This is a genomic window from Agrobacterium larrymoorei, from assembly GCF_037722385.1.
Taxonomy (GTDB): domain Bacteria; phylum Pseudomonadota; class Alphaproteobacteria; order Rhizobiales; family Rhizobiaceae; genus Agrobacterium; species Agrobacterium larrymoorei_C.
Map to the genome: position 1 here is coordinate 261,759 of NZ_JBBKAQ010000004.1, position 24,942 is coordinate 286,700.

Here is a 24,942-nt window from a genome sequence, read left to right on the forward strand (position 1 = left end):
TGGCAGACAATTTGTCACATTGTCCCACTTGAACCTCAATTACGGTGACACGATGGCAAATTTGCCACACACATACAACCTTCCTCTATATAGTGAACAGACAACTAACAAGAGGTTTATGAAGCGTAAGCGAATATCCTTGCTCAGGGGTTAACAAAAATCCGAACGCCTAATTTAGGCATCTGCCCACATCGCTCACGCGGCGTCATGCATCGGATCATCAGGATCAATGCCATAATCCTTCAACTTTCGGTAGAGAGTGGAGCGTCCGATACCCAGTTTTCGAGCCACTTGGCTCATCTGCCCGCGATAGAAGCGCAACGCGAAGCGGATCAGTTCTTCTTCGATTTCGGCAATGGTGCGCACATTGCCGGTCTCGTCTGTGCTGGCGATCAGACTGCCGCCGGGGAAAATGCCATCATCTGCCACGTTTGCCTCCTCGCTTGCAGTTTCCCGCGTTACCGGCACTTGGGATGTCTTGCCTTCCACCAAAGAGGGGACGGTACCTGCCACGGGTCGATCCGCGGCGTGCGGATCTCTCTCGCGCGTCTCTCCCTCGAAGCCTGGGACCTGTGCGGCGATCTGCACGAAATCGCCTGGCGTCAACTCGCGCCCCTGCGCCAGAACGGCCGCGCGGAAGACGGCGTTTTCCAGTTGGCGGATATTGCCCGGCCAGTCATAGGCGGTCAGTAGCGCAAGAGCGGCAGCACTGACGCCGACGGTCTGCGGCAGTTTCTGCTCGATGGAAAAGCGATCGGCGAAGGCGCGCGCGAGGAAGGGAATGTCCTCCTTGCGGCGACGCAGTGCCGGAATGGTGATGGGGAAGACGTTGAGACGATAATAGAGGTCTTCGCGAAAGCGCCCCTCCTTCACCTCGTCGATCAGGTTTTTTGCTGTGGCGGAAATCAACCGCACATTGACCTTGCGCCTTTTGGCCGATCCGGCTGCCTCAACCTCACCGCTTTGCACGGCGCGCAGAAGCTTCACCTGCACCTCAAGCGGCAAATCGCCAAGCTCATCGATGAAGAGTGTGCCGCCATCGGCCTCCACGAATTTTCCCGTTTGGCGCGCCAGCTCGTCTTCGCCATCCGCCGCCACGCCGCCGAACAATGCTCTCTCGATCAATTCAGGCGCAATCGCGCTGCAATTCAAAATGACGAATGGCTTCGTCGCCCGGTCGCTGCCCGCATGGATGGCGCGCGCGATCATCTCCTTGCCGACGCCCGCCTCACCTTCCAGCACCACGGGAATGGTCGAGTGGCTGGCGCGCTTCGCCAAATCCACCACGCGTGTCATGGCGGGACTTGCAGAAACGATCTCGGCAAGTCCAACCGGCTGATGGCGCACGCGCCGCAGAGCGCGGCCCTTCGGCTCGTCGGATTTCAGCGCACCGGCAATCGCCGTCCCAAGACGCTCCGCCGTCACCGGCTTGACGATGAAATCGAAAGCGCCCGCCCGCATGGCTTCGACCACCACATCGATGCCGCCCTGCCCGGTCTGAACGATGACGGGAATATCCATGCCGAGATCGTGAGCCGACTGGATGAAGGAGAGACCATCCAGCCCGCGCATCGTCATATCGATGATCACGACGCCGATTTCGGTCCCACGGGTCTTCAACAGCCCAAGCCCTGCCTTGCCGCTCTCGGCCAACAGGCACACATGTCCATTCTGCTCGACGGCCTGTTTCAACACGCGGCGCTGGACGGGATCATCTTCGACAATGAGAACGTGGGCGGTCATCTCGAGCTCCGATTTCCGGTTTATGAACCTGCCTCATGCAGGCTCTTTGGCCCGACTTTGCCACGCAAGACTTCAACATCGGGTTGTAAGAAATGCTTGCATTTTAAGCATTGCCACCGGAAACAAAGGCACCCATATGCTTCGATGCGAAGACAAAAAGGACGCGTTTCATGACCTTGAAGACATCGACCCCCATGCCTGCCTTCTCTCCCGCCGAAAGCGCAAGCACTGCTCTCGGCGACCTGCCGGTCTGGAAACTCTCCGATCTTTACCCCTCAGCCGACTCCGCCGAATACAAGGGCGACCTGAAGAAGGCGGAAAGCGACGCCAAGGCATTCGAGGCGAAATGGAAGGGCAAGCTCGAAGCTGCCGCTGGCCGTTCCGGCGATGACGGCATCGGTGCAGCCTTGAGAGAATATGAAGCGCTGGACGACATTCTTGGTCGCATCGGCTCCTTTGCTGGCCTCACTTATTTTTCCGACACGTCGAACCCGGCCAATGGCAAGCTTTATGGCGATGCGCAGGCGAAGCTCACCGATATCGCCTCGCACCTGCTGTTCTTCCCGCTGGAACTGAACCGCATCGACGATGCGCTGATCGATGCCGCATTCGAGAAGGATGCTCTTGCTGCGCACTACAAGCCGTGGCTGGTGGACCTGCGCAAGGACAAGCCGCATCAGCTGGATGACAGCCTGGAGCAGCTCTTCCTCGAAAAGTCCATGACCAGTGCCGCCGCCTTCAACCGCCTGTTCGACGAGACGATGACCGATCTGCGCTTCGAGATCGACGGCGAAAGCCTGGCCCTGGAGCCGACGCTCAACATGCTGCAGGAGCCGGACCCCGAAACGCGTCGCAAGGCAGCAGCCGCACTCAGCGCCACCTTCAAAAACAATCTGCGCGTCTTCACGCTGATCACCAATACGCTCGCCAAGGACAAGGAAATTTCCGACCGCTGGCGCAACTTCGAAGACATTGCCGACAGCCGACATCTGGCAAACCGCGTCGAGCGCGAAGTGGTCGATGCGCTGGCAGATGCCGTGCGCGAAGCCTATCCGCGTCTGTCGCATCGCTATTACAAGATGAAGGCCAACTGGCTTGGCATGGAGCAGATGAACTACTGGGATCGCAACGCGCCGCTTCCGGACACGTCCAATGCCATCATTCCCTGGGGCGAAGCAAAAAACATGGTGCTTTCCGCCTATGGCGCCTTCGCCCCGGAAATGGCCGATATTGCCCGCCGCTTCTTCGACGAGGAATGGATCGATGCACCCGCCCGTCCCGGCAAGGCACCCGGCGCCTTTGCCCATCCGACTGTGCCCTCAGCGCATCCTTATGTTCTGGTAAATTATCTCGGCAAGCCGCGCGATGTGATGACGCTCGCCCATGAGCTTGGCCACGGCGTGCATCAGGTTCTTGCCGGCGAGCAGGGTGCGCTGATGTGCGCGACACCGCTGACCCTGGCTGAAACGGCCTCGGTCTTCGGCGAAATGCTGACCTTCCGCAAGCTTCTGGAAGCCACCACCGATCCGCGCGAGCGCAAGGCCATGTTGGCGCGCAAGGTGGAGGACATGATCAACACGGTGGTGCGCCAGATCGCCTTCTACGAATTCGAGCGCAAGGTGCACACCGCCCGCAAGGAGGGTGAACTGACCGCCGAACAGATCGGCGAATTGTGGCTATCGGTACAGGAAGAAAGCCTCGGGCCGGCGATCCGCATTTCGGAAGGCTATGAAACATGGTGGACCTATATCCCCCACTTCATCCACTCGCCCTTCTATGTGTACGCCTACGCCTTTGGCGACTGCCTGGTGAACTCGCTCTATGCCGTCTATCAGAATGCCGACGAAGGCTTCCAGGCGAAGTATTTCGAGCTTCTGAAGGCCGGCGGCACCAAGCACCATTCGGAGCTTCTGAAACCCTTCGGGCTGGACGCCACCGACCCGTCCTTCTGGAGCAAGGGCCTGTCGATGATCGAAGGCCTGATCGACGAGCTGGAAGCCCTCGACGCCGTCAAAATGAGGCCGTGACAACAAAAATCGGCGACGCTCCCATTTCGGACAAGCTTCGCCGGTTTTTATATCCCGTCGCACAGATGCAGAAGACGGACCATGAGCATGAAGCGCAAACCCGCTGACCTTACCTTGAGGGAAACATTGCGATGGGAGCCGCAAAGCGGCTTCCAGCGGCTGGAGCAGCATTTGCGCCGTCTGCTGCGCTCTGCCGACGCGTTGGGTTTTCGTGCGCCAAACGATCCGGCTTCTGCCTTGAAGACCACCGTGAACGGCGATGGCCCTATGAAGGTTGCCCTGGTGATGAACTACAAGGGCGAACTGGAGATTGCCGCCGAGCCCTTCAAGCCGCTTGCGCCGGATGCCGTCTGGCGGCTAAAGATTGCGGAACAGACCAGGCTCGATTCCAGCGACACATTCTACCGGCACAAATCCTCTCGCCGCGAACCCTATGATGCCGCGCGTGCCGAGTTTTCATCCAAAGAGGCGGACGAAGTGCTGCTTCTCAACGAGCGTGGCGAGATCTGCGAAGGCTCCACCACCAGCCTCTTCGTCGAAAGCCCGGATGGCCAGTTGCTGACGCCGCCGCTCGATAGCGGCATCCTACCCGGCGTGCTGCGCGCCGATCTCATCCGCGAGCGCAAGGCGCGTGGACAAGCGCTGAGACCCGAAGACTTGAAAGGCCGAAAGATTTTCGTCGGAAACTCGTTGCACGGACTGGTGCCGGCCGAGCTGGTCTAATTTGCGCAGTGATGATCGACGGGTCTGGATAAGACCCGTCTGAGGCTCGCTGAGACATCAGTTTCATTTGGCGAGAAAGGGGTTCTTCGACTTCGACGGAACCTTACCACCGAACATACGGAACAATGTCCACTCCTCAACGATCTTGTCTTTCGTGAGATAGCAAAGGCCTATTTCATCGCCGGAAGACAACTTGGCGTTCACGGAGCGGCCACCCATCTTCAAGCAGAAATCTGAAGCGGGATTGCTCATAGCCATTGCGCTCGAACCAAGGCCAAAACTCGTTACACTGATGGAAATTAAGACCAATATCGTTTTCATTGCATATTCCTCTTGAATGACCGCTGATGCGGCACTCGGGAATATCACCGAAATCTGGGCCAATCTTTGGCTAAATATATGATTTAGAACAGGCTTTGGTAGAAAGACCTAATTGACAATCCATTCCAGCCGAGCGCGGCCATTCTGCTTGGCGAGATAGAGCGCGCGGTCGGCGCGGTGGTAGAGTTCGTTGCTGCCCTCGCCCGCCTTGTAGAGCGCAATGCCGGCAGAACAGCTGTAGGAAAAGCCGGGATGATCGGCGAAAGGACGTGACTCGGCTGCCTTTTCCAGAATGCGACCGACGATCGAGGCGCATTCGTCCAGCCCGGTGCGTGGCATGACGAGCATGAATTCCTCGCCGCCGACACGCCCGAAACAATCCGGGCGGCGGATGGTGGAATGGGCAAGCTTGACGAAATCACGCAGCACCGCATCGCCACCCTGGTGGCCGAAGCGGTCGTTGATCGCCTTGAACAGATCGATATCGATGATGCAGACACCGAACGGCGTTTCGATGTCCTTGTCGACGTTGTCCGCATGGCCTGCGAGACGGGAAAACACGTAGCGGCGGTTGGAGGTGCCGGTCAATTCATCGGTCTGCGCGGCGCGCATCGCAATGTCGCGATCCTGCCTCAGGCTTCGCTGGTTCTGGCGAAGTGCGGTGATGTCGGTTCCGACGCACAGCATCCAGCCGTCGGTCTCCACCGTCTCCGTCATCCAGATCCAGCGCCCGTCATGCATGTCGAGTTCAAGCCCGCGAAAAGGCTGCTTGCCGCGCCGGGATTGGGCGGAAAGCAGCCAGGCCTCGAAATCCGCCGTGTTGATGATCAGCCCCTCACGGCTCTCGTGGTTCATCCGGATGATTTCGGCCCAAGTGGGAAAGCTGTCTTCGGAAAGATGGAAGGCCTCGCGAAAGGCGCGGTTCGCATAGCGGACGCGATCTTCCGTATCGTAAAGCGCAATGAGAACGGGCGTTATGTCTTGTAACGCGCCGACGCGCTCCAGAAGACTGCCCATGTAAGACTGTTCATCATGACGGAACATTCGCCACCTGAAATCCGGCCAGCGTCCCTCATGGCCGCTCGTTTAGCGGATGATTATATCGGCTCGTGTCAAAATTGCGATTGTGAGAAAGGATGCATTATTCTCCGTAGTAAAGAGAGAATGAAGATGTGCTTCATATTCGCGTCATGTGGTTGTACTTTATTGATACGAATGGATAATCTGGCTTGAACGTGGTTCACGAAGGAAATTGAAATGACGGAAGCAGCATACCCGATCTACGGGGAGATCAACGGCCCCATCATCATGATCGGTTTCGGCTCGATTGGCCGTGGCACGCTTCCGCTGATTGAACGGCATTTCAAATTCGACATGTCGAAGCTGGTGGTGATCGACCCGCGCGAGGATATCGCTCCTTATCTGGACGAGCGCAACATCCGCCATATCCGCACGCATCTGACCAAGGACAATTACAAGGACGTGATGACGCCGCTGGTCAGGGGCGGAAAAGGCGGCTTCTGCGTCAACCTGTCGGTGGACGCATCTTCCGTCGATCTGATGAAGCTCTGCCGCAAGCACGGCGTGCTCTATATCGATACCGTCGTCGAACCGTGGCCGGGCTTTTACTTCGATGAGAAGGCCGACAATTCCGCCCGCACCAATTATTGGCTGCGCCAGACCATGCTGAAGGCCAAGGATAAGCATCCGGGCGGCACGACCGCGGTGTCCACCTGTGGGGCCAATCCCGGCATGGTCTCCTGGTTCGTCAAGCAGGCGCTCGTCAACCTGGCGAAAGATATGGGTGTCATGATCGAGGAGCCGCAAACCGGCGACCGCGAAGGCTGGGCAAAGCTGATGCAGACCCTGGGCGTCAAAGGCGTGCATGTGGCAGAGCGCGACACGCAGCGCGCCCGCGAGCCGAAACCCTTCGGCACCTTCTGGAACACCTGGTCGGTCGAAGGCTTCATCGCCGAAGGCTTGCAGCCCGCCGAACTCGGTTGGGGCAGCCATGAAAAGTGGAAGCCGAAAAACGCCAAGAAGCACCAGAAGGGCTCCAAGGCCGCCATCTATCTGGAGCAGCCGGGTGCCGATACCCGCGTGCGCACCTGGTGCCCGACGCATGGCGCGCAATATGGCCTGCTCGTCACCCATAATGAGGCGATCTCGATCGCCGACTACTTCACCGTGCGCGATGAGGACGGCAAAGTCGCTTTCCGCCCCACCTGCCACTATGCCTACCACCCCTGCAACGACGCGGTTCTGTCGCTTTATGAAATGTTCGGCAATGGCGGACAGGCGCAAAGCGTGCAACACGTGCTGACGGAAGAAGAGCTGGTTGATGGCGCAGACGAACTCGGCGTGCTGCTCTACGGCCATGACAAGAACGCCTATTGGTACGGCTCGCGCCTGACGCTTGAACAGGCGCGCAAGCTTGCCCCCAACCAGAATGCCACCGGCCTTCAGGTCAGTTCCGCGGTTCTGGCCGGCATGGTCTGGGCGCTGGAGAACCCAACTGTCGGCATCGTTGAAGCCGATGAGATGGACTATCGCCGGTGCCTCGAAATCCAGAAGCCCTATCTCGGCCCCGTCGAAGGCCATTACACCGACTGGACGCCGCTTGACGGTCGCCCAGGTTTCTTCCCGGACGATATCGACAAGGACGATCCCTGGCAGTTCCGCAACATTCTGGTGCGCTGAGCCTGATGGAGAGGTAGGCGCTTGGGCTAAAGCTCAGGCCTTCAATATCCGCATTGATGCAGTTTTGCCACGCCTGCGGTTTTGTCACGGGTTATAGGAACTGGTGTGTATCGCCTGTCGTTCGCTTGCAATAGACCAGAACTCGCGCCATGGTCATTAACCATCGGCTGAAGAATCGCAGGAGAAAAGATAATGTACTTCAAGACAAGTATTGCCTTGCTGTTGGCGGCAGTCGCCGTTTCTTCTTGTGCTCCAGCATCCAGCCCCGTGCGGCCCATGCCGTCGATTTCGCAGCGCCCCGCAGTGGATGGCCGCTGGATCGACCGCAACGGCATCGTCTCCACCTTCCAGAACGGTTCCTTCTCTACCCGTTCTTCCGATACCAACACGCTGTTGGCATCCGGAACCTATGTGGCGATCTCTCCGACCCTTTACGAGATCAACATGACCTCGCTGGTGCGCAACACCCAGTCGCGCGTCAACTGCGCGCTGATCTCGCCTGGTCAATTGAACTGCACCACGGACAGCAACAGCCAGTTCACGCTGAACCGTCAGGGCTGAGCCGAAAGGCCTGTTCCAAACGCAGAACCCCTCTGTTGTTTCAACGCGCGCGTGCAGCGCGCGTTTTTTATTGCGCAATCACCATGACAATTCTACTTGCGGCAGATGCCTCAAGATGGAAACATGCCTTCGAATGGCTGTCACAGTCTTGAACTAGCTAGGGGTGTGAACGGTCTGATACGGAACGCAAGACATCAACAGGAGAGAGACTGATGAACAGGATTTTGAGATTTGGCCTGATGACCGCATCCGCGGTCGCTCTGTCGGCAGGCGCAGCACTCGCCGATTATCAACTCAACATCCTGCATATCAACGATCTCCATTCCCGCATCGAGCCGATCAACAAGTATGACTCCACCTGCTCGGCTGCCGAGACGGAGAAGAAGGAATGCTTTGGCGGCATTGCCCGCGTGAAGGGCGCCATCGATGCGCGCCGCTCTGAGCTTGGACCGAACGCCAATATCCTCGTTCTCGATGCCGGCGATGAGTTTCAGGGCTCGCTCTTCTACACGCAGTACAAAAGCGGCCCGGTTGCCGAGTTCATGAACGGCATCGGCTTCGATGCCATGGCAATCGGCAACCATGAGTTCGATGATGGCCCGGCCGAACTTTTGAAGCTGATCAACGCTGCCAAGTTCCCGATCATTTCCGGCAATACCAAGATTGCCGACGGCTCTGAGCTGAAGGACAAGTTCAAGGGCTACGTCGTCAAGGAAATGGGCGGTCAGAAGGTTGGCGTGGTGTCCGTTCTTGCCACCGATACTGGCGAAACCTCCTCGCCGGGTGACAAGGTCTCCTTTGAAGACGAAGTCACTTACCTGAAAGGCGCGGTGAAGGAGCTTCAGGACCAGGGCGTCAACAAGATCGTGCTGCTCTCGCATGTCGGTTATGTGCGCGACCAGGAAATCGCCAGGGAAGTGGATGGCATCGACGTGATCGTCGGCGGCCACAGCCACACACTGCTCTCCAGCACCGATCCGAAGGCTGCTGGCCCCTATCCGACGCTGGTCAAGAACCCGTCCGGCGTCGATGTTCCGGTCGTCACCGCATACGCCTATTCCAAGTATCTCGGCGATCTGACCGTCACCTTCGACGACAATGGTGTGGTGAAATCCGCAACAGGCGCGCCGAAGCTCTTGGATGCCGCCGTTGCCCAGGATGAAGGTTTCAACAAGCGCGTGGCAGAACTGGCCGCACCGCTGGAGGAAATGAAGAAGAAGGAGATCGGCGTCAGCGAAGCCCCGATCGACGGTTCGCGCGAGGTTTGCCGCGTCAAGGAATGCTCCATGGGCAACCTCGTCGCTGACGCGCTGCTCGACCGCGTCAAGGATCAGGGCATCACCATTGCTATCCAGAATGGCGGCGGTCTTCGCGCCTCCATCGATGCCGGTCCGGTAACGATGGGCGAAGTTCTGACGGTTCTGCCGTTCCAGAACTCCATCGCCACCTTCCAGATCAAGGGCGCCGACCTGCAGGCCGCACTCGAAAACGGCGCAAGCCAGATTGAAGAAGGGGCTGGTCGCTTCGTCCAGGCGTCGGGCCTGAAATATACCTTCGACCGCTCGAAGCCAGCGGGAAGCCGCATCGTTTCCGTCGAGGTCAAGGAAGGCGACAACTTCGTCAAGCTCGACCCTGAGAAGACCTATGGCGTTGTAACCAACAACTACAACCGCACCGGCGGCGACGGCTTCAAGACCTTCGCCACCAAGGCAATCAACCCTTATGACTTCGGACCAAGCCTGGAAGATGCCGTTGCCGCCTATATTGGCGCTCACAGCCCCTACAAGCCCTACACCGATGGCCGCATTGTAGACGCAACGCCTGCCGATTACGTCGCCCCGCCGAAGCAGCCGGCCGCAGCGGCCCCGGCTGCACCTGCGCCGGCCACAACCGCCCAGGCCCCTGCAGCCCCCGGTCCTGCCGCTCCGGCGCCTGCCACCCCTGCACCAGCAACTCCGGCTCCAAGCGCGCCAGCGCCTGCAGCCGAAGCGCCTGCTGCGGCGGCACCATCGGCACCTTCCACCACGTCGCCATCCGCACCGGCAGCCGCTACCGCGGCAGCAAAATACGTCGTCACTAAGGGCGACTCGCTGTGGAAGATCGCCGAGGAGAAGTACGGCAACGGTATCGAATGGAAGAAGATCGCCGAAGCCAACGAGCTGCGTCGTCCCAACCATATCGAGATCGGCGAAGAGCTGACCATTCCGGCGAACTGATCTTTGGTTGATTGATGACAAGAAAGCCGGTTCGCATTGCGGGCCGGCTTTTGGTTTTCGGCTCGTCCCCGGGCCGCGGATGAACATAATCATCCGCAAGCCATTGAAAAGATGGATCCTCGGCTCAAGGCCGAGGATGACGCGGAGGAGGGATTGGAGCCCGCGAACAAGGTTGGCGAAACAGGCGCTCCGACTGGAGGTCACTACACCACTGAACGGCTTCTTTTGGATCTCCAATGCCAAAAGAACTCTCTGCCGTCATCCTCGGGCTTGACCCGAGGATCCATCTTTCCACCGGCTTACGAGTGCGCGGAAGGGACAACACCAATGTCGCGACCCTTGCAACGGGGCGTCAACCGCTCAATCATCCCGCATCGCGCTGATATGCCACGCGCGCTTTGTCAAAAATCAATTCAGATCAGGCCAGCGATGCATTACATATTGATCCACGATGCGCGCGCGGACGTAATCTTCCGCGAATCATGAGAGTTCAGGACAAGTTAATGGCCGCAGACATCACCACCTTCCCCGCAAGCCACCTGCCCAAGGACCATCCGAAGGTCTCATTCGGCAAGGTCGGCGTTCTTCTCGTCAATCTCGGCACGCCGGATGGCACGGATTACAAATCCATGCGCCGCTATCTTGCGGAGTTCCTGAGCGACAAGCGCGTCATCGAGTGGTCGCGCGTCTTCTGGTACCCGATCCTCTACGGCATCGTGCTGAACAAGCGCCCGCAGAAGGTCGGCAAGGCCTATGAGGAAATCTGGAACCACGAGAAGAACGAAAGCTATCTGCGCACCTATACCCGCAACCAGTCGGACCTGATGGCGCAGGCACTCACCGATCTTCCGAATGTGGTCGTCGATTGGGGCATGCGCTACGGCCAGCCGTCCATCGCCTCCAAGATCGATGCGCTGAAAGAACAGGGCTGCGAAAAAATCCTGCTCTTCCCGCTCTATCCGCAATATGCGGCCGCCACCACGGCAACCGTCAACGACAAGGCCTTCGAACATCTGATGAAGATGCGCTGGCAGCCCGCCTTACGCACCGTGCCACCCTATCATGATGACGAGACCTATATCGATGCGCTGGCGAGTTCGGTGAAAGCTCATCTGGCAACGCTGGACTGGGAGCCGGAAAAGCTGATCGCTTCCTTCCACGGCATTCCGCAATCCTACTTCAAGAAGGGCGATCCCTATCACTGCCAGTGCATGAAGACCGGCCGCCTGTTGCGCGAGAAGCTGGGGCTTGAGAAGGATCGCTTCATCATCACCTTCCAGTCGCGCTTCGGACCGGAAGAATGGCTCCAGCCCTATACCGACAAGACAGTCGAGAAGCTGGCGACCGAAGGGGTGAAGCGCATCGCGGTGATGAACCCCGGCTTCGTCTCCGATTGTCTTGAGACGCTGGAAGAAATTGCTGGTGAAGCGGGCGAGAGCTTCCTGCACCATGGCGGCGAGAAGTTCACCCATATTCCTTGCCTCAATGATAGTGCGGATGGTATGCGGGTTCTCGAAAAAGTTGTGCGCAAGGAGTTGCAGGGCTGGGTCTGATCCAGTCCCGTCGACCCTTCGTTGATGAAATAGGAGAGCAGGAATGGATTTGAGCGGTTTCGATATTTTTGTCATAGCGGCGGTCATTCTTGTCATCCTGACGCTGGTGGCCGGTATCAAGACTGTGCCGCAGGGCTACCGCTACACTGTGGAGCGGTTCGGCCGCTACACCCGCACGCTGGAGCCCGGCCTCAACATCATCACGCCCTTCATCGAGCGCATTGGCGCGCGCATGAATGTGATGGAGCAGGTGCTGGACATCCCCACCCAGGAAGTCATCACCAAGGACAATGCCAGCGTGTCGGCCGATGCGGTGGCCTTCTACCAGGTGCTGAATGCGGCCCAGGCCGCCTACCAGATCGCCAATCTGGAATTCGCCATCCAGAACCTGACGATGACCAACATCCGCTCCGTCATGGGCTCGATGGATCTGGACGAGCTTCTCTCCAACCGCGATGCGATCAATGATCGCCTGCTGCGCGTCGTCGATGAAGCCGTCGGCCCTTGGGGCATCAAGGTTACCCGCATCGAAATCAAGGACATCGCGCCGCCAAAGGATCTCGTCACCTCCATGGCCCGCCAGATGAAGGCCGAGCGTGAGAAGCGCGCCCAGGTTCTGGAGGCTGAAGGCTCGCGCAACGCCCAGATCCTGCGTGCCGAAGGCGCCAAGCAATCGGCCATTCTGGAAGCCGAGGGCCAGCGCGAAGCCGCCTTCCGCGATGCCGAGGCACGCGAGCGTCTGGCAGAGGCCGAGGCCAATGCGACCCGAATGGTCTCCGAAGCGATTGCCGCGGGCGATATCCACGCCATCAACTACTTCATCGCCCAGAAATATACGGAAGCGCTCGCCGATATCGGCAAGGCGACCAACTCCAAGATCGTGCTGATGCCGATGGAAGCGTCGTCGCTGATCGGCTCACTCGGCGGCATTGGCGCCATTGCCCGCGAAGTGTTCGGCAAGGACAGTGACGGCGTAACACCTCCGCCGGCACCACGGGCAACGACGGCCCGCTCTTCCGTTCCGCCGTCCAACCGTCCCGCCAGCCAGACGATCAATGTGACTGTACCGAACCCTTTCGCCGGCCCGACGGACAAGTAAGATGATCCAGAAACTCGTCGCCGATCTCGGTCCGTGGAGCTGGTGGCTGCTGGCGGCCATCCTGCTGGTGGCGGAATTGGCGGCACCGGGCGTCTTCCTCATCTGGATTGGCGCGGCAGCACTGGTGGTGGGTGCGCTGTCGCTGGCGCTTTGGGATATGGGCTTCTGGGGCTGGCAGATCCAACTCCTGCTTTTCGCAGCACTCTCCGTCGTCTTCGCCGTTGCCGGTCGCCGTTACTATGACCGCAAGCACGCGGCAACAGACGAGCCCTTCCTCAATCAACGCGAAGCAAGCCTCGTCGGCCGCACGGCAACCCTTCAGGAGCCGATCACCGAAGGCCGCGGTCGCATTCGTCTGGATGATACATGGTGGCCGGTGCAGGGCGCCGACCAACCTGCCGGCACGCGCGTGCGCATCGCCTCGGCCCATGGCCGCACATTGACAGTGGAGAGGGCTGAAGGCTGAGGGTCATGACAAAGGTCTGAAAGCCCCTACAGCGTCATGGTCGGGCCTGACCCAAACTTATCCGGTTCAACTTTGCGAGCTGCGGCCTATGTGGCTGATAAAGCTTCATCTTATTGCCCCGCTTGCCGTTTGAGACACGCCTGCACCACGACAGCTATAAGGACACGAGAGGATGAGAAGGCGCTACCAAACACGCTACCTCTCGTCAAACCGGACAACAGTGGGTCGAGCCCGAGGGTGACCCAAAAGTCAATGTTGAGGTTGGCGTCACCCTAAAGCGCTGAGGCAACCCCTCAGGCAACGCCAATCCGAAGCAGATCGTGAAAATGAACGAGGCCAATCGGTTTCTTGTCTCCGTCGATGACGATCAACGCACCGATATGATGCTTCTCGAGCGTCGCAAGCGCCGCCGTCGCCAGAACGTCTCTCGTCACGGTCTTCGGCGTGCGCGTCATGATATCGTCAACCGTCAGTTCGGCGAGATTGCGCGTGAGATTGCGCGCCATATCGCCTTCGGTGACGATGCCGCATAGGCGCCCGTCTTCATCCAATACGGCAACGCAGCCAAAGTGCTTTTGCGCCAGCACCCGTATGGCATCCGCGACCGGCGTACCCTGTGCCACAAGCGGCACGCGCTCGCCCGTATGCATGATATCGCCGACGACCGTGAGGCTCGCACCAAGCTTGCCGCCCGGATGGAACACGCGGAAATCACCGGCAGTGAACTTGCGCGCCTCAAGCAGCGCAATCGCCAGCGCATCGCCAAGCGCAAGCTGCATCAAGGTGGACGTGGTGGGCGCCAGCCGATGCGGGCAGGCCTCTTCCTCATCCGGGATCAGAAGGACGATATCGGACGCCTTGGCGAGCGATCCGCCCTTGGCGCAGGTCAGCGCAAGCAGCGGGATGGCAAAGCGGCGAGTGTAATTGATGATGCTGCGAAGCTCGGCACTCTCGCCACCCTTGGAAATTGCCAGCACCACATCATTGCCGCCAATCATGCCAAGATCGCCGTGATTGGCTTCCGCAGCATGCACGAAGAAGGCGGGCGTGCCGGTAGAGGCGAAGGTGGCTGCGAGCTTGGCACCGATATGCCCACTTTTTCCAACACCAGTGATGATCAGCCGCCCGGTGATGTTGCCGATCACATCGACAGCTTTGGCGAAGGCATCGCCGAGCTCACCAGTCAGCGCAGTCTCCAGCGCCGCCAGCCCGTTCCGCTCGATCGAAACGGTTCTGAGCGCGGACTCGATGGCGTTGTTTTCGGTCAGGGCAGCAGATCTTGTGGTCATGGCCGGACTGTTACTCTTTTCACCTTTGCCTGTCCATTGGCGAAATCCGCTCTGCCTGCCCGTCGAAAGCTGCAAGAGCGTACGTAATCAACCAGATATTAACCATGCGATTTTACCTTTGGGTAACCAAGATACCGAACCCGGGTGAAACGCATGACCTCTCACAGCACCGCGCTGCGTCTGAAGACGTTGCGCAGAGCAGCCGCCGCTCTGCCGGCCTGCCTGTCGCTGTGTCTGTCGCTGTCTTCGCCCGCGTACGCCCAGACAACCGGGCAGAACAGAGGCCAGAATACCGGCCAGAACACGGGTCGTAATGCCCCGGTTCAGCCAGCTGGCCTGCAAAGCGCCGACCCTTACGCCAACGATCCAGCGTCTGGCCAGGACCCGACGCCTGCGGCGACCGTCGTTCCCACGCCGCGACCGACCACCGGCACAACGACCACGAACGGCACGCGCGCAAGCGTCGATCCAGGCAGCGCTGTTCAGGAGCCCGTCGATGAAGCGATCGAACCGGTTGACCGGCGCGAGAACACCTATGAGACGACGCTCGATGGCGGAGAGAAAGCGGCCATCGATGATGGTGCAGCGCCCGGCATCCGCATCGGCACGCTGACGCTTCGCCCCTCCATCAGCCAGACGATCAACCATGAGAACAAGACATTCGCCACAGGATCGACCAACCGCAATTATCTGGCGACCGGTATCCGCGGCACCTTGACGAGCGACTGGTCGCGCCATGCGCTGACCGTCACCGGCGAAGGGATCTATGAGCGCAACCTCGGCGGCAGCAGTGCGGGCGAAAATCCGAGCGCGAATGCGCAGGCCGAACTGCGGCTCGATCTGGCCGACCAGACGACAGCCAGGCTGAAGGCGGGTTACACCTTCAGCCGTGAGGACACCACTGACCCCAACGCCATCACGGGTGCTGCGGTGCAGGGCGGCGAGCATCTCTTCACCACAGGCGCCTCGGTCGAGCACAATATCGGCCTCGTCAAGACGCTTGCCGCACTCGATCTGACGCGCACCATCTATACCGATGCCAAGGGGTTGAACGGCCAGTCGATCAGCCTCTCCGATCGCGACCGCGCAGGTGCGGCCATCCGCGGACGCGTCGGCTATGAAGTATCGCCCGCCCTCATCCCCTTCATGGAAGCAACGGGCGCGCTCAGTTCCTACGACCAGAAGACGGACAGAACGGGTTACCAGCGCTCCTCCACCACCTATGGGGCAAAGGTCGGAACGCAGATCGATCTCGGTGAGAAGTGGCGCGGCGAAGTCGCCGTCGGCCTTCTTCGTCGCGACTATGACGATAGCCGCCTGGCATCCGTCAACGCGCTGACCACCGATAGCACCCTCACCTGGTCTCCGATGCGCGGAACGGACGTCAATTTCGGCCTGAAGACAGACATCGAGGACTTTGCTGGCGGGCCTGAGGGCGGCTGGGTTACCCGCCAGTTGACCGTCGGCCTGATCCAGCAGTTGCGCTATGACCTCGTAGCACGGCTTACGACCGGCCTGGAGCGGCGCAACTTCCAGACCTCCAGCATCAAAGACGAGACCAAATATACGCTTGGCGCCGGTGTCACCTGGAACATCAACCGCTATCTCGATTTCACCACCGACGTCAGCTACGAAACCACGCCTGTGACCAACAACAACAATTGGCGCATCGGTGCAGGGTTGACGCTGAAGCGATAGGACGTTGATCCTGTCGCACCCGCTCAATCTTGCGCTTGACCCACTTCTGTCCGGTTAATGAGCGATAGCTCTCTTTTGGTGACGCTTTCTCCTCCTCCCTCATTCCTGTGCTTGTCACAGGAATCCGGCCGACGCGCGTCTGCGCGGCGAGAAAGGTCTTTTCAGACCAAAGACTTGGTCTGACTGGATTCCTGTGACAAGCACAGGAATGAGGAGCTTTATCAGCGACATTGGTCGCACTCGCAACGAACCCGGCCAGCAGTGGGTCAAGCTTTCGTAGCCTTGTGGAGGTCCAGTCGAGCCCCGACCATAGCACCGGACAAGTGTGGGCCTATGCCACGAAAACAAATCCCGGCACGAGGCCGGGATTGACGTTTATCAGAGCCGATGCCTCTCGCAGCCACTCGAGATCAAGTCCAACATGGCAGGGCAAGAGTGATCCGGTCATCAGCCCATTTTGGCGATGAGGTCCTTCAGCGGGCCTTCGATCAGCGGACGGATGTCTTCGCGCTGCAGGGCGAAGGCCAGGTTGGCGAGAATGAAGCCATCCTTGGCGCCAGTGTCGTAGGTTTCGCCGCGGAACGGATATGCGGTAAAGTCCTGCTGTTTGAGAAGCTTCAGCATGCTGTCTGTCAGCTGGATCTCGTTGCCGGCACCGCGCTCCTGCGTTTCCAGAAGCGTGAAGATTTCCGGCTGAAGGATGTAGCGACCGTTGATGAAGTAGTTCGACGGCTGTGTGCCCTTCGCAGGCTTTTCCACCATGTCGGTGATGCGGAAACCGTTGCCGATCTCCTCACCCGGCGCGACGATGCCGTAACGATGGGCGAGTTCCGGTGCGCATTCTTCGACTGCCAGAACGTTGCCGCCGCTCTGATCGTAGAGTTCGACCATGCCCTTGAGGCAGGACTTGTTGTCGCCGGTCATGATCATGTCAGGCAGAAGAACCGCGAAGGGCTCATCACCGACGATGTCACGGGCGCACCAGACCGCGTGGCCGAGACCGAGCGGAACCTGCTGGCGGGTGAAGCTGGCCGTGCCGGCCTTGGGCAGAATGTTCGACAGCAGCGTCAGTTCGGCGTTCTTGTTGCGCTCACGCAGCATCTGCTCCAGTTCGAACTGGATGTCGAAGTAGTCTTCGATGACGCCCTTGCCGCGTCCGGTGACGAACACGAAATGCTCGATACCGGCCTCAGCCGCCTCGTCCACCACATACTGGATCACCGGCTTGTCGACGACAGTCAGCATTTCCTTCGGAACAGCTTTGGTTGCCGGCAGGAAGCGTGTGCCAAGGCCAGCCACGGGAAAAACTGCTTTCCGAATTTTCTTTTTTTCTACCACACATCCCTCCTCAGAGATTGAATCGGTTTTTGAAGTCCGCGCACGACTTTGTTATCTCAAAAGTGGCAAGTTTTTGTAAAGAGTGACCTTACCTTTGGTTAATGGTAAAGAATTTGTTGACTTTAATTTGGTACCCCATCGTGAAGCCCGATGCGTATCTCGCAATCGAACTGACATTCGAGAGAAACGAAAGACTGACGATGAAAAAGATGATCCTTTCCGGCGTCCGTAAATTTGGCTGCGTGGCACTCGCAGGCCTGACAATTGCTTTGACGCCCGTCACTGCAAGTGCAGATGCGGGTTTCAAACAATGGATCAACCAGTTCTATGCCACAGCCGCCAAGGAAGGCATTTCGCGCGCGACCTATCAGAAAGCCTTTGCAGGCGTGACTGAACCTGATCCGGATGCGCTGCGCAAGGCAACCTTCCAGCCCGAATTCACCACTCAGATATGGGATTATCTCGACAGCCGCGTGAACCCCTACACAGTGCGCATCGGCCGCGAGATGAAGATGAAGCACGCCACGACGCTCAACTGGATCGAGCGCAATTTCGGCGTCGACAAGCACGTCATCCTCGCCATCTGGTCGATGGAATCCAATTACGGCGCGGTGCTGGAGAAGCCAGAACGCCTGCACAATATTCCCCAGGCACTGGCAACGCTTGCCTATTCCGATCCCAAGCGCGCCAAGTTTGCCCGCACGCAGCTGATTGCAGCCTTGAAGATCCTCCAGTCCGGTGACGTGACGCCCAAGCAATTGACCGGCTCCTGGGCCGGCGCCATGGGCCACACACAGTTCATTCCGACGAGCTACCTGCTCTATGCGGTCGACGCCGATGGAAACGGCAAGCGCGACATCTGGCATTCCGTGCCGGATGCGCTGGCGACCGCTGCCAACCTGCTGGCCAAGAACGGCTGGGAGCCTGGCCGGACCTGGGGGTACGAGACCGCGGTGCCTGCGGGCGGCGCGCGTTATGCGGACCAGACGAAGACGTTGGCCGAGTGGCAGAGGCTCGGCTTCTCCCGCCCTAACGGCAAGGGTTTCCAACGCGGCTCTGACCGCGCGACGCTGAAGCTCGAGGGTGGTTCGAATGGTCCAGGCTTCCTGATGACCAAGAACTTCTTCACCATCAAGCGCTACAACGCGTCCGACAGCTACGCGCTGGCCGTCGGCCTTCTGGCAGACGAGATCGCAGGCTATGGCGGCATGCAGCAGAAGTGGCCGCGCCCGAATGGCACGCTCGACATCAAGGAAAAGTTCGAGCTTCAGACGCGCATGAAGGAACTCGGCTATTATGATGGCGAGATCGACGGCAACTTCGGCTCCGGCTCGAAGGCGGCAATCAGTGCAATTCAGAAGCGCATGGGCCTGCAGAATGATGGCGAGCCATCGCAGACCCTGCTAAGAGCGCTTCGTAACTGATAAAAGTTCTGACGGGCCTCGAATATTAGCATACAGTCAATGGGACCGTCTCGGGAACATCACGCCATGACCACCAGAGAAGCAGGCCCACTCGCAAAGACTTTGAAGCGCGGCAACGTCGCGCTTCTTGTCGTGACACTCTGCCTGCCCGCTTGGACAGCGCCCGCCGTTGCGCAGGAGTATCGCGAGCGTCGCACGCTTCTGGAAATGCTTTTTGGTGGCCCGAACCAGCAAAACGACCGCCTCTATTCGCCTGAACGCCGTGAGCAGCGCCGGCAGGCCGCGCCGCAACGGCAAAATTCCAGCCGATCCGTCACGCGGCCTTCGGCGCCGCGCAGCACGCCCTCGGTGGTACAGATGCGTACCGCCAAGCCAGCGCCGGTGGAAAAGCAGGAAAACGCGCGGCGCGTCCTCGTCGTCGGCGATTTTCTTGCCGGTGCCATGGGCGAAGCGCTGGTCTCCACCTTCGAAGGCTCTGCGGGGATCGTGATCGATGTACGCGCCAATGGCTCGTCCGGCCTGGTGCGCTCGGATTACTACGACTGGTTTGCCAATCTCCCGCAGTTCATCAAGGACACCAAGCCGGCCACCATCGTGATCATGATGGGCTCCAACGACCGTCAGGCGATGGACATTGGCGGCACCAAAGAGAAATACGGCACCGAACTGTGGTTCAAGGAATACGAGAAGCGCATCGACGCGCTGATCACGCTCGCCAAGCGCCAGCAGGTGCCGGTGCTCTGGGTCGGCCTGCCCGCCTTCCAGTCGCCATCGCTGACGGCCGATTTCGTCGGCTTCAACCGGCTTTACCGCAGCCATATCGAAAAGCTCGGCGGCGAGTTCGTCGATGTCTGGGATGGGTTTGTGGATGAGGGCGGCAAGTACGTGACCACCGGCTATGACGTGAACGGCCAGCAGGCCCGTCTGCGCGAAGCCGATGGCATCGGCATGACGCAGGCCGGCAAGCAGAAGCTGGCTTTCTATGTAGAAAAATTCGTCCGTCGCCATCTGGATGGTGCAGAGCCCGGCCTTGGCACGCTTGACGGCAGCAACCTTCCCTCGCTCACATCTCTGCCCGCTCTTGGCATTGATGCCCAGCAGGTGCGCACCCAACCGATCAGCCTGACCGATCCAGACCTCGACGGTGGCGACGCTTTGCTGGGGGGTAAGCAGGCACCCGCCAAGTTCTCCGTCGTCGAAACGCCACGTGAAAGATTGACGAAGCGCGGGCTGATGGACGATGCGCCGCTGGGACGCGTCGATGACTATCGCATGCCTCCAACGGGTGAAACCGCTGCAAAATGAACGTCTTGCGGGAAAACCGGTAGTCGGCTACCCGAGCGCCCATCTTTTTCATCACGAAATATTAAAAGCGGAACGATCTTCCCGGGCGTCGTGTTAACGCCCGGCAAGGCATGAGGCCTTTGCTTAAAAAGATGGATATGAGGAGTATACCGTCATGGCCAATCAAGGTGGCACGCACGAACAGCACGTCAAGGCTGGCAAGCAGTCGCACAAGAACAGCGACGACAAGTCAACCCGCAGCGCTTCGTCCAAGTCTTCTTCGGACAGCAAGACCAGCGGCAAGCAGGGCGGCTCGTCCGAGCAGCACATGAAGGCCGGCCAGCAGAGCCACAAGAACAAGCACTGATTTCCACGCATGTGGGAAAACGGCCTTCGCGCATCATGCACGGAGGCCGTTTTTTTATGGTGAACGTTGGCGCGGGAACGCTCGAAGCATGTCGCGCAGAAGGTTGCAGCGGCATTGCGGACAACGACATGCGCTAACAGGTGCATGAGCGTTTCTGAAAGATCGCGACACGCTTCAACGGGCGATCTGGGCGACGAGCCGTTCTCGCTCTTGACGTGAGCGGGCAATGCGAGTCTTGGCCTTCTCAAGGATGTCGGACGACGCCTCCTGCGGCGTGCCGGAGCTGAAAGGTGGCGCTGGCGCATATTCCAGCGACAACTGCACGATCTTCGCCTCTTCCTCGCCCATCAGTTCCGCCAGAAGCGAAAGGCCGAAATCGATGCCGGAGGTGACGCCACCGGCGGTGATGAGATTTCCGTCCTTCACCACGCGCTCATAAACCGGCGTTGCGCCGAAATGCGGCAGAAAATCCATCGCGTTCCAGTGTGTCGCCGCGCGCTTTCCCTTCAGCAGTCCGGCTGCACCCAGTACAAGCGAGCCGGTGCAGACAGAGGTGATGAAGCGCGCCTTTTCCGCCTGACCCCGGATGAAACTTAGCACGTCCTCATCCTCGAGCAGCGCGTTGACGCCCGCGCCACCTGGAATGCACAGCACGTCGAATTGCGGGCTGTCGTCGAAATCGACATCCGGCGTGAAGCTTATCCCGGTCACGGAGCGAACCGGGATCTTGTCCTTCCACACCAGATGCACCGTGCTATCGCGCGCCGATGCGACGACCTCATAAGGACCCGTCAGATCAAGCTGCTGGATATTTGGAAAGACGAGAAAGCCGAAGCGGTATGTCATGTACACTCTCCTGTTGACGCTCTCATCATAGGCGCGCATGGTTGGCACAATCGCCATTCATCCCACGATTCAGGCCAAAATGACCCGCCGTATAGAGATACTTGCTTTCCCCGATATCCAGCTGCTCGATGTGGCAGGTCCCTTGCAGGTCTTTGCCTCAACAAACGACTTTTTTGCGCATGCGGGAAAGCTGGCACCTTACCAGCCGGTTGTGGTCGGCGCGCAGAACCCGATCGTCACATCGTCAGCCCTTCCGATCTGCACAACTCCCCTGCGCCCAGGCGACACGCCGATAGACACGCTGATCGTTCCAGGTGGCTGGGGCGTCTATCGTGCCTGCGAGGATCAGGCGCTTCTTCGTTGGATTTGGGAACGCTCCAAGGTGGCACGGCGAACGGCGTCGGTATGCAGTGGCGCTTTTCTTTTGGCCAGCACCGGCTTGCTGGATGGCAAGCGGGCCGTCACCCACTGGCAGCGCTGCGCCGAGTTCAAGAAGCGCTTCCCCAAGGTGCGGCTCGATCCAGACCCCATCTTTATTCAGGATGGCACGATCTGGACCTCTGCCGGTGTGACGGCCGGCATCGATCTGGCACTGGCCTTGGTCGAGAACGACCTCGGACGCGATGTGGCGCTGGCAGTCGCCCGCCAGCTCGTCGTCTTTCTCAAGCGACCGGGTGGCCAGTCGCAGTTCAGCGCGGCTCTCACGCTGCAGGCTGAGGGTGGACGTTTCGATGGTCTGCATGCCTGGATGATGGAAAACATCACGCAGGATCTTTCGCTTGCCAATCTTGCCGACAAGGCCGGCATGAGCCTGCGCAGCTTTTCCCGCCACTACCGCGAACAGACCGGCGTGACGCCCGCCAAAGCACTGGAGGAGATGCGTCTGGAAACCGCAAGGCGTTTGCTGGAACAGGCGCAGCCAGTGTCGCGCGCTGCGCGCCGCGCCGGTTTTGGCAGCGAGGAGACGTTGCGCCGCCTGTTCCAACGCCGCTTCGGGGTGAGCCCACAAGCCTATCGCGACCGCTTCATGGCAGCGGCTTAAAGCAAAAACGCCCGGAACGAAGTCCCGGGCGTAGCTTCATGGGATTATCCGGCAGCCGCTCAGCGCGGCAGAACCGAACTTCCCATCAATGCCTCGTCAATGGCGCGGGCCGCCTGACGGCCTTCGCGGATCGCCCAGACGACTAGCGACTGGCCACGGCGCACGTCGCCGGCAGCCCACAGCTTGTCGATCGAGGTCTTGTAGTCGCGGTCATTGGCCACGACGTTGGTGGAGCCACGACGGTCGGTGTTGAGCGTCAGCTTGCCGTCCAGTTCCTTCAGAACGCTATCGGTGAAGGGACCGGAGAAGCCGATGGCGATGAAGGCGAGATCGGCCTTGATGATGAACTCCGTGCCGGCGATCGGCTTGCGGCGCTCATCCACCTGGCAGCACTTCACGCCCGTCAGAACGCCATCTTCGTCACCGACGAATTCAAGCGTTGCCACCTGGAACTCACGCGCGGCACCTTCGGCCTGCGAGGACGAGGTGCGCATCTTGGTTGCCCAATAGGGCCAGACGGCAAGCTTGTCTTCCTTCTCCGGTGGCATAGGGCGGATGTCGAGCTGGGTCACCTTGACGGCACCCTGGCGGAAGGCGGTTCCGACGCAGTCAGACGCGGTATCGCCACCGCCGACGACGACGACGTGCTTGCCACCAGCAAGGATCGGATCGGCAGGCCAGCCGACGCTGTCGATGTTTTCGCGGCCGACGCGACGGTTCTGCTGCACCAGATAAGGCATGGCATCGTGAACGCCATGGAATTCCGTGCCGCCTATACCGGCCGGACGCGGGGTTTCCGAGCCGCCGCAATAAAGCACGGCATCATGCTCGGCCATCAGCTGTTCTGCGCTCATGTCGACGCCGACATTGACGCCGTAGTGGAAGGTGACGCCTTCGCCCTTGATCTGCTCGACGCGACGATCGATGAAGTTCTTCTCCATCTTGAAGTCCGGAATGCCATAGCGCAGAAGGCCACCGGCCTTGGTTTCGCGCTCATAGACATGCACCTCGTGACCGGCACGGCCAAGCTGCTGGGCAGCCGCAAGACCGGACGGGCCGGAACCGATGATTGCGACCTTCTTGCCGGTGTGAACGGAAGCAGGCTTCGGCACGATGAAGCCCAGCTCGTAAGCCTTGTCGGCAATCGCCTGTTCAACCGTCTTGATCGCAACCGGCGTATCTTCCAGGTTCAGCGTGCAGGCTTCCTCGCAAGGAGCCGGACAGACACGGCCGGTAAATTCCGGGAAGTTGTTGGTGGAATGGAGGTTGCGGATCGCCTCTTCCCAATTGTTGTTGTAGATCAGATCGTTCCAGTCAGGGATCTGGTTGTGCACCGGGCAGCCGGTCGGGCCGTGGCAATAGGGAATGCCACAGTCCATGCAGCGCGCCGCCTGCTTCTGCACCTCGGCATCCGACATGGGAATGGTGAATTCCCGGAAATGGCGAATACGATCCGACGCCGGCTGATACTTGCCAACCTGACGATCGATCTCCAGAAAACCTGTAACCTTGCCCATGTCTCAGTCCCTTCCGCGGCCTAACGCAGCCAATTTTCAACTTTCAATCCCGGCACGCGGGAAAATTCTCTCTCATTGTCCGTCACCACCACCGCATCCAGCGCAAGCGCATGAGCGGCGATCAGCATGTCCATTTGCCCGATCGGCTGACCTTGCTTCTGCAAGATGCTGCGTATCTCGGCGTAATGCAGATCCGCAGGCGACGCCCACGGAGCTATCTCAAAATCTGCCAGAACCTGCTCGATCAGGACTTCCAACCGCTTCGATCCCCGATTGCGATATCCAAACCGAAGCTCTGCCGCGACCACGATGCTTGTCCCAAGATCTCCAACCGCCAGCATTTCGGTGCGCTGACCAACCTTGCCGTCGGGTGAGCGAATAAGGTTGGAGATGATGTTCGTGTCGTAGAGATACTTCATTCCGGAAAATCGATATTGACGGGTTCCGGTGGGTAGTCCTCGATTTCCGGCATCTGATCCTCTTCCGCAAGCGGCTCAAGTGTCCGCAAAAAAGCCACCAAACCTGCCGGAGATCGAGGTGCTTTCACCGGATGAACCACCAGATCGCCGTTTTCATTCATGCGGATCTCCACCTGGTCAGCCTCGAATTCGAATTCCTTCGGAATACGAATGGCGCGGCTACGTCCATTGTTGAAGACCTGCGCGATTTTAACGACGCTGGAATGTTCATTCATGACTGCCTCCATCCTGTGATATGACAAAGCATAT

General features: G+C 59.3%; 22 protein-coding genes. 13 read left to right on the top strand and 9 right to left on the bottom strand.

Going from position 1 to position 24,942, the window contains the following annotated elements:
- Nucleotides 1-195: 195 nt before the first annotated feature.
- A complete protein-coding gene (locus WKI41_RS09415; protein ID WP_340193217.1) occupies nt 196-1,743 on the bottom strand; it encodes a sigma-54-dependent transcriptional regulator in 1,548 nt (515 codons plus the stop codon).
- Between the two features lie 170 nt (nt 1,744-1,913).
- Here WKI41_RS09415 and WKI41_RS09420 point away from each other — a divergent pair, with 170 nt between their 5' ends.
- Both WKI41_RS09420 and WKI41_RS09425 read left to right on the top strand, forming a co-directional pair.
- A complete protein-coding gene (locus WKI41_RS09420) occupies nt 1,914-3,770 on the top strand; it encodes a M3 family oligoendopeptidase (RefSeq protein ID WP_340193218.1) in 1,857 nt (618 codons plus the stop codon).
- An 87-nt stretch (nt 3,771-3,857) separates the two neighbouring features.
- A complete protein-coding gene (locus WKI41_RS09425; protein ID WP_340193273.1) occupies nt 3,858-4,493 on the top strand; it encodes an aminotransferase class IV family protein in 636 nt (211 codons plus the stop codon).
- Between the two features lie 63 nt (nt 4,494-4,556).
- Here the strand turns inward: WKI41_RS09425 and WKI41_RS09430 are convergent, their stop codons facing one another.
- Both WKI41_RS09430 and WKI41_RS09435 read right to left on the bottom strand, forming a co-directional pair.
- A complete protein-coding gene (locus tag WKI41_RS09430; protein ID WP_340193219.1) occupies nt 4,557-4,814 on the bottom strand; it encodes a DUF333 domain-containing protein in 258 nt (85 codons plus the stop codon).
- 108 nt (nt 4,815-4,922) lie between these two features.
- Nucleotides 4,923-5,831 carry a diguanylate cyclase gene (locus tag WKI41_RS09435; protein WP_340193274.1) on the bottom strand — a complete coding sequence of 303 codons (909 nt, stop codon included), beginning with the start codon at nt 5,829-5,831 and terminating at the stop codon, nt 4,923-4,925.
- A gap of 240 nt (nt 5,832-6,071) precedes the next feature.
- On the opposite strand from WKI41_RS09435, the gene WKI41_RS09440 reads away from it, so the two are divergent.
- The 6 genes from WKI41_RS09440 to WKI41_RS09465 all read left to right on the top strand — a co-directional run bounded on the left by WKI41_RS09440 (nt 6,072) and on the right by WKI41_RS09465 (nt 13,409).
- On the top strand, nt 6,072-7,514 hold the full coding sequence (locus WKI41_RS09440; protein WP_340193220.1) for a homospermidine synthase: 1,443 nt from the start codon (nt 6,072-6,074) through the stop codon (nt 7,512-7,514).
- 192 nt (nt 7,515-7,706) lie between these two features.
- On the top strand, nt 7,707-8,075 hold the full coding sequence (gene omp10, locus WKI41_RS09445; protein WP_340193221.1) for an outer membrane lipoprotein Omp10: 369 nt from the start codon (nt 7,707-7,709) through the stop codon (nt 8,073-8,075).
- 212 nt (nt 8,076-8,287) lie between these two features.
- Nucleotides 8,288-10,291 (top strand): 5'-nucleotidase C-terminal domain-containing protein, encoded by a 2,004-nt coding sequence (locus WKI41_RS09450; RefSeq protein WP_340193222.1) that lies wholly within the window; start codon nt 8,288-8,290, stop codon nt 10,289-10,291.
- Nucleotides 10,292-10,794: 503 nt separating this feature from the next.
- Entirely contained in the window at nt 10,795-11,844 is a 1,050-nt protein-coding gene (gene hemH, locus WKI41_RS09455) for a ferrochelatase (RefSeq protein WP_340193223.1), read from the top strand.
- Between the two features lie 43 nt (nt 11,845-11,887).
- Nucleotides 11,888-12,943, top strand: coding sequence for an SPFH domain-containing protein (locus WKI41_RS09460; protein WP_340193224.1), 1,056 nt, complete (start codon nt 11,888-11,890; stop codon nt 12,941-12,943).
- Between the two features lies 1 nt (nt 12,944).
- Nucleotides 12,945-13,409, top strand: a complete 465-nt coding sequence (locus WKI41_RS09465) for an NfeD family protein (RefSeq protein ID WP_340193225.1) — start codon at nt 12,945-12,947, stop codon at nt 13,407-13,409.
- A gap of 293 nt (nt 13,410-13,702) precedes the next feature.
- On the opposite strand, the gene WKI41_RS09470 is transcribed toward WKI41_RS09465, so the two are convergent.
- Nucleotides 13,703-14,698, bottom strand: coding sequence for a KpsF/GutQ family sugar-phosphate isomerase (locus tag WKI41_RS09470; protein ID WP_340193226.1), 996 nt, complete (start codon nt 14,696-14,698; stop codon nt 13,703-13,705).
- A gap of 153 nt (nt 14,699-14,851) precedes the next feature.
- Here WKI41_RS09470 and WKI41_RS09475 point away from each other — a divergent pair, with 153 nt between their 5' ends.
- On the top strand, nt 14,852-16,396 hold the full coding sequence (locus WKI41_RS09475; protein ID WP_340193227.1) for a surface lipoprotein assembly modifier: 1,545 nt from the start codon (nt 14,852-14,854) through the stop codon (nt 16,394-16,396).
- Between the two features lie 447 nt (nt 16,397-16,843).
- On the opposite strand, the gene galU is transcribed toward WKI41_RS09475, so the two are convergent.
- Nucleotides 16,844-17,734: a UTP--glucose-1-phosphate uridylyltransferase GalU gene (gene galU, locus WKI41_RS09480; protein ID WP_340193228.1), complete on the bottom strand. Its 891-nt coding sequence runs from the start codon at nt 17,732-17,734 to the stop codon at nt 16,844-16,846.
- 200 nt (nt 17,735-17,934) lie between these two features.
- Between galU and WKI41_RS09485 the strand changes: the two genes are divergently transcribed.
- The 3 genes from WKI41_RS09485 (at nt 17,935) to WKI41_RS09495 (ending at nt 20,809) form a co-directional block, all read left to right on the top strand.
- Entirely contained in the window at nt 17,935-19,158 is a 1,224-nt protein-coding gene (locus WKI41_RS09485; protein ID WP_340193275.1) for a lytic murein transglycosylase, read from the top strand.
- A gap of 66 nt (nt 19,159-19,224) precedes the next feature.
- Nucleotides 19,225-20,463, top strand: coding sequence for a DUF459 domain-containing protein (locus WKI41_RS09490; RefSeq protein ID WP_340193229.1), 1,239 nt, complete (start codon nt 19,225-19,227; stop codon nt 20,461-20,463).
- Nucleotides 20,464-20,617: 154 nt separating this feature from the next.
- Nucleotides 20,618-20,809: a hypothetical protein gene (locus tag WKI41_RS09495; RefSeq protein WP_340193230.1), complete on the top strand. Its 192-nt coding sequence runs from the start codon at nt 20,618-20,620 to the stop codon at nt 20,807-20,809.
- A 174-nt stretch (nt 20,810-20,983) separates the two neighbouring features.
- On the opposite strand, the gene WKI41_RS09500 is transcribed toward WKI41_RS09495, so the two are convergent.
- Nucleotides 20,984-21,655: a DJ-1/PfpI family protein gene (locus tag WKI41_RS09500; protein ID WP_340193231.1), complete on the bottom strand. Its 672-nt coding sequence runs from the start codon at nt 21,653-21,655 to the stop codon at nt 20,984-20,986.
- Between the two features lie 79 nt (nt 21,656-21,734).
- Between WKI41_RS09500 and WKI41_RS09505 the strand changes: the two genes are divergently transcribed.
- Nucleotides 21,735-22,697, top strand: coding sequence for a GlxA family transcriptional regulator (locus tag WKI41_RS09505; protein WP_340193232.1), 963 nt, complete (start codon nt 21,735-21,737; stop codon nt 22,695-22,697).
- 59 nt (nt 22,698-22,756) lie between these two features.
- On the opposite strand, the gene WKI41_RS09510 is transcribed toward WKI41_RS09505, so the two are convergent.
- From WKI41_RS09510 to WKI41_RS09520, 3 genes are read right to left on the bottom strand one after another with little or no spacing between them, the layout of a single operon-like run.
- The gene (locus WKI41_RS09510; RefSeq protein WP_340193233.1) at nt 22,757-24,214 is read right to left on the bottom strand and encodes a glutamate synthase subunit beta; all 1,458 of its coding nucleotides are present in this window, start codon (nt 24,212-24,214) and stop codon (nt 22,757-22,759) included.
- A gap of 20 nt (nt 24,215-24,234) precedes the next feature.
- Entirely contained in the window at nt 24,235-24,633 is a 399-nt protein-coding gene (locus WKI41_RS09515; RefSeq protein ID WP_062439693.1) for a type II toxin-antitoxin system VapC family toxin, read from the bottom strand.
- Entirely contained in the window at nt 24,630-24,908 is a 279-nt protein-coding gene (locus WKI41_RS09520) for an antitoxin (RefSeq protein WP_340193234.1), read from the bottom strand. The genes WKI41_RS09515 and WKI41_RS09520 overlap by 4 nt, the downstream gene beginning before the upstream one ends.
- Nucleotides 24,909-24,942 lie beyond the last annotated feature (34 nt).

What these genes read in the sequence shown, in the direction of transcription:
- WKI41_RS09505 (WP_340193232.1), top strand. Translation starts at nt 21,735, where the DNA reads ATGACCCGCCGTATAGAGATACTTGCTTTCCCCGATATCCAGCTGCTC.
- WKI41_RS09450 (WP_340193222.1), top strand. Translation starts at nt 8,288, where the DNA reads ATGAACAGGATTTTGAGATTTGGCCTGATGACCGCATCCGCGGTCGCT.
- WKI41_RS09425 (WP_340193273.1), top strand. Translation starts at nt 3,858, where the DNA reads ATGAAGCGCAAACCCGCTGACCTTACCTTGAGGGAAACATTGCGATGG.
- WKI41_RS09490 (WP_340193229.1), top strand. Translation starts at nt 19,225, where the DNA reads ATGACCACCAGAGAAGCAGGCCCACTCGCAAAGACTTTGAAGCGCGGC.
- hemH (WP_340193223.1), top strand. Translation starts at nt 10,795, where the DNA reads ATGGCCGCAGACATCACCACCTTCCCCGCAAGCCACCTGCCCAAGGAC.
- WKI41_RS09465 (WP_340193225.1), top strand. Translation starts at nt 12,945, where the DNA reads ATGATCCAGAAACTCGTCGCCGATCTCGGTCCGTGGAGCTGGTGGCTG.
- WKI41_RS09420 (WP_340193218.1), top strand. Translation starts at nt 1,914, where the DNA reads ATGACCTTGAAGACATCGACCCCCATGCCTGCCTTCTCTCCCGCCGAA.
- WKI41_RS09520 (WP_340193234.1), bottom strand. Translation starts at nt 24,908, where the DNA reads ATGAATGAACATTCCAGCGTCGTTAAAATCGCGCAGGTCTTCAACAAT.
- WKI41_RS09485 (WP_340193275.1), top strand. Translation starts at nt 17,935, where the DNA reads ATGAAAAAGATGATCCTTTCCGGCGTCCGTAAATTTGGCTGCGTGGCA.
- WKI41_RS09500 (WP_340193231.1), bottom strand. Translation starts at nt 21,655, where the DNA reads ATGACATACCGCTTCGGCTTTCTCGTCTTTCCAAATATCCAGCAGCTT.
- WKI41_RS09495 (WP_340193230.1), top strand. Translation starts at nt 20,618, where the DNA reads ATGGCCAATCAAGGTGGCACGCACGAACAGCACGTCAAGGCTGGCAAG.
- WKI41_RS09510 (WP_340193233.1), bottom strand. Translation starts at nt 24,214, where the DNA reads ATGGGCAAGGTTACAGGTTTTCTGGAGATCGATCGTCAGGTTGGCAAG.
- WKI41_RS09515 (WP_062439693.1), bottom strand. Translation starts at nt 24,633, where the DNA reads ATGAAGTATCTCTACGACACGAACATCATCTCCAACCTTATTCGCTCA.
- WKI41_RS09435 (WP_340193274.1), bottom strand. Translation starts at nt 5,831, where the DNA reads ATGGGCAGTCTTCTGGAGCGCGTCGGCGCGTTACAAGACATAACGCCC.
- WKI41_RS09415 (WP_340193217.1), bottom strand. Translation starts at nt 1,743, where the DNA reads ATGACCGCCCACGTTCTCATTGTCGAAGATGATCCCGTCCAGCGCCGC.
- WKI41_RS09430 (WP_340193219.1), bottom strand. Translation starts at nt 4,814, where the DNA reads ATGAAAACGATATTGGTCTTAATTTCCATCAGTGTAACGAGTTTTGGC.
- WKI41_RS09475 (WP_340193227.1), top strand. Translation starts at nt 14,852, where the DNA reads ATGACCTCTCACAGCACCGCGCTGCGTCTGAAGACGTTGCGCAGAGCA.
- WKI41_RS09460 (WP_340193224.1), top strand. Translation starts at nt 11,888, where the DNA reads ATGGATTTGAGCGGTTTCGATATTTTTGTCATAGCGGCGGTCATTCTT.
- WKI41_RS09440 (WP_340193220.1), top strand. Translation starts at nt 6,072, where the DNA reads ATGACGGAAGCAGCATACCCGATCTACGGGGAGATCAACGGCCCCATC.
- omp10 (WP_340193221.1), top strand. Translation starts at nt 7,707, where the DNA reads ATGTACTTCAAGACAAGTATTGCCTTGCTGTTGGCGGCAGTCGCCGTT.
- WKI41_RS09470 (WP_340193226.1), bottom strand. Translation starts at nt 14,698, where the DNA reads ATGACCACAAGATCTGCTGCCCTGACCGAAAACAACGCCATCGAGTCC.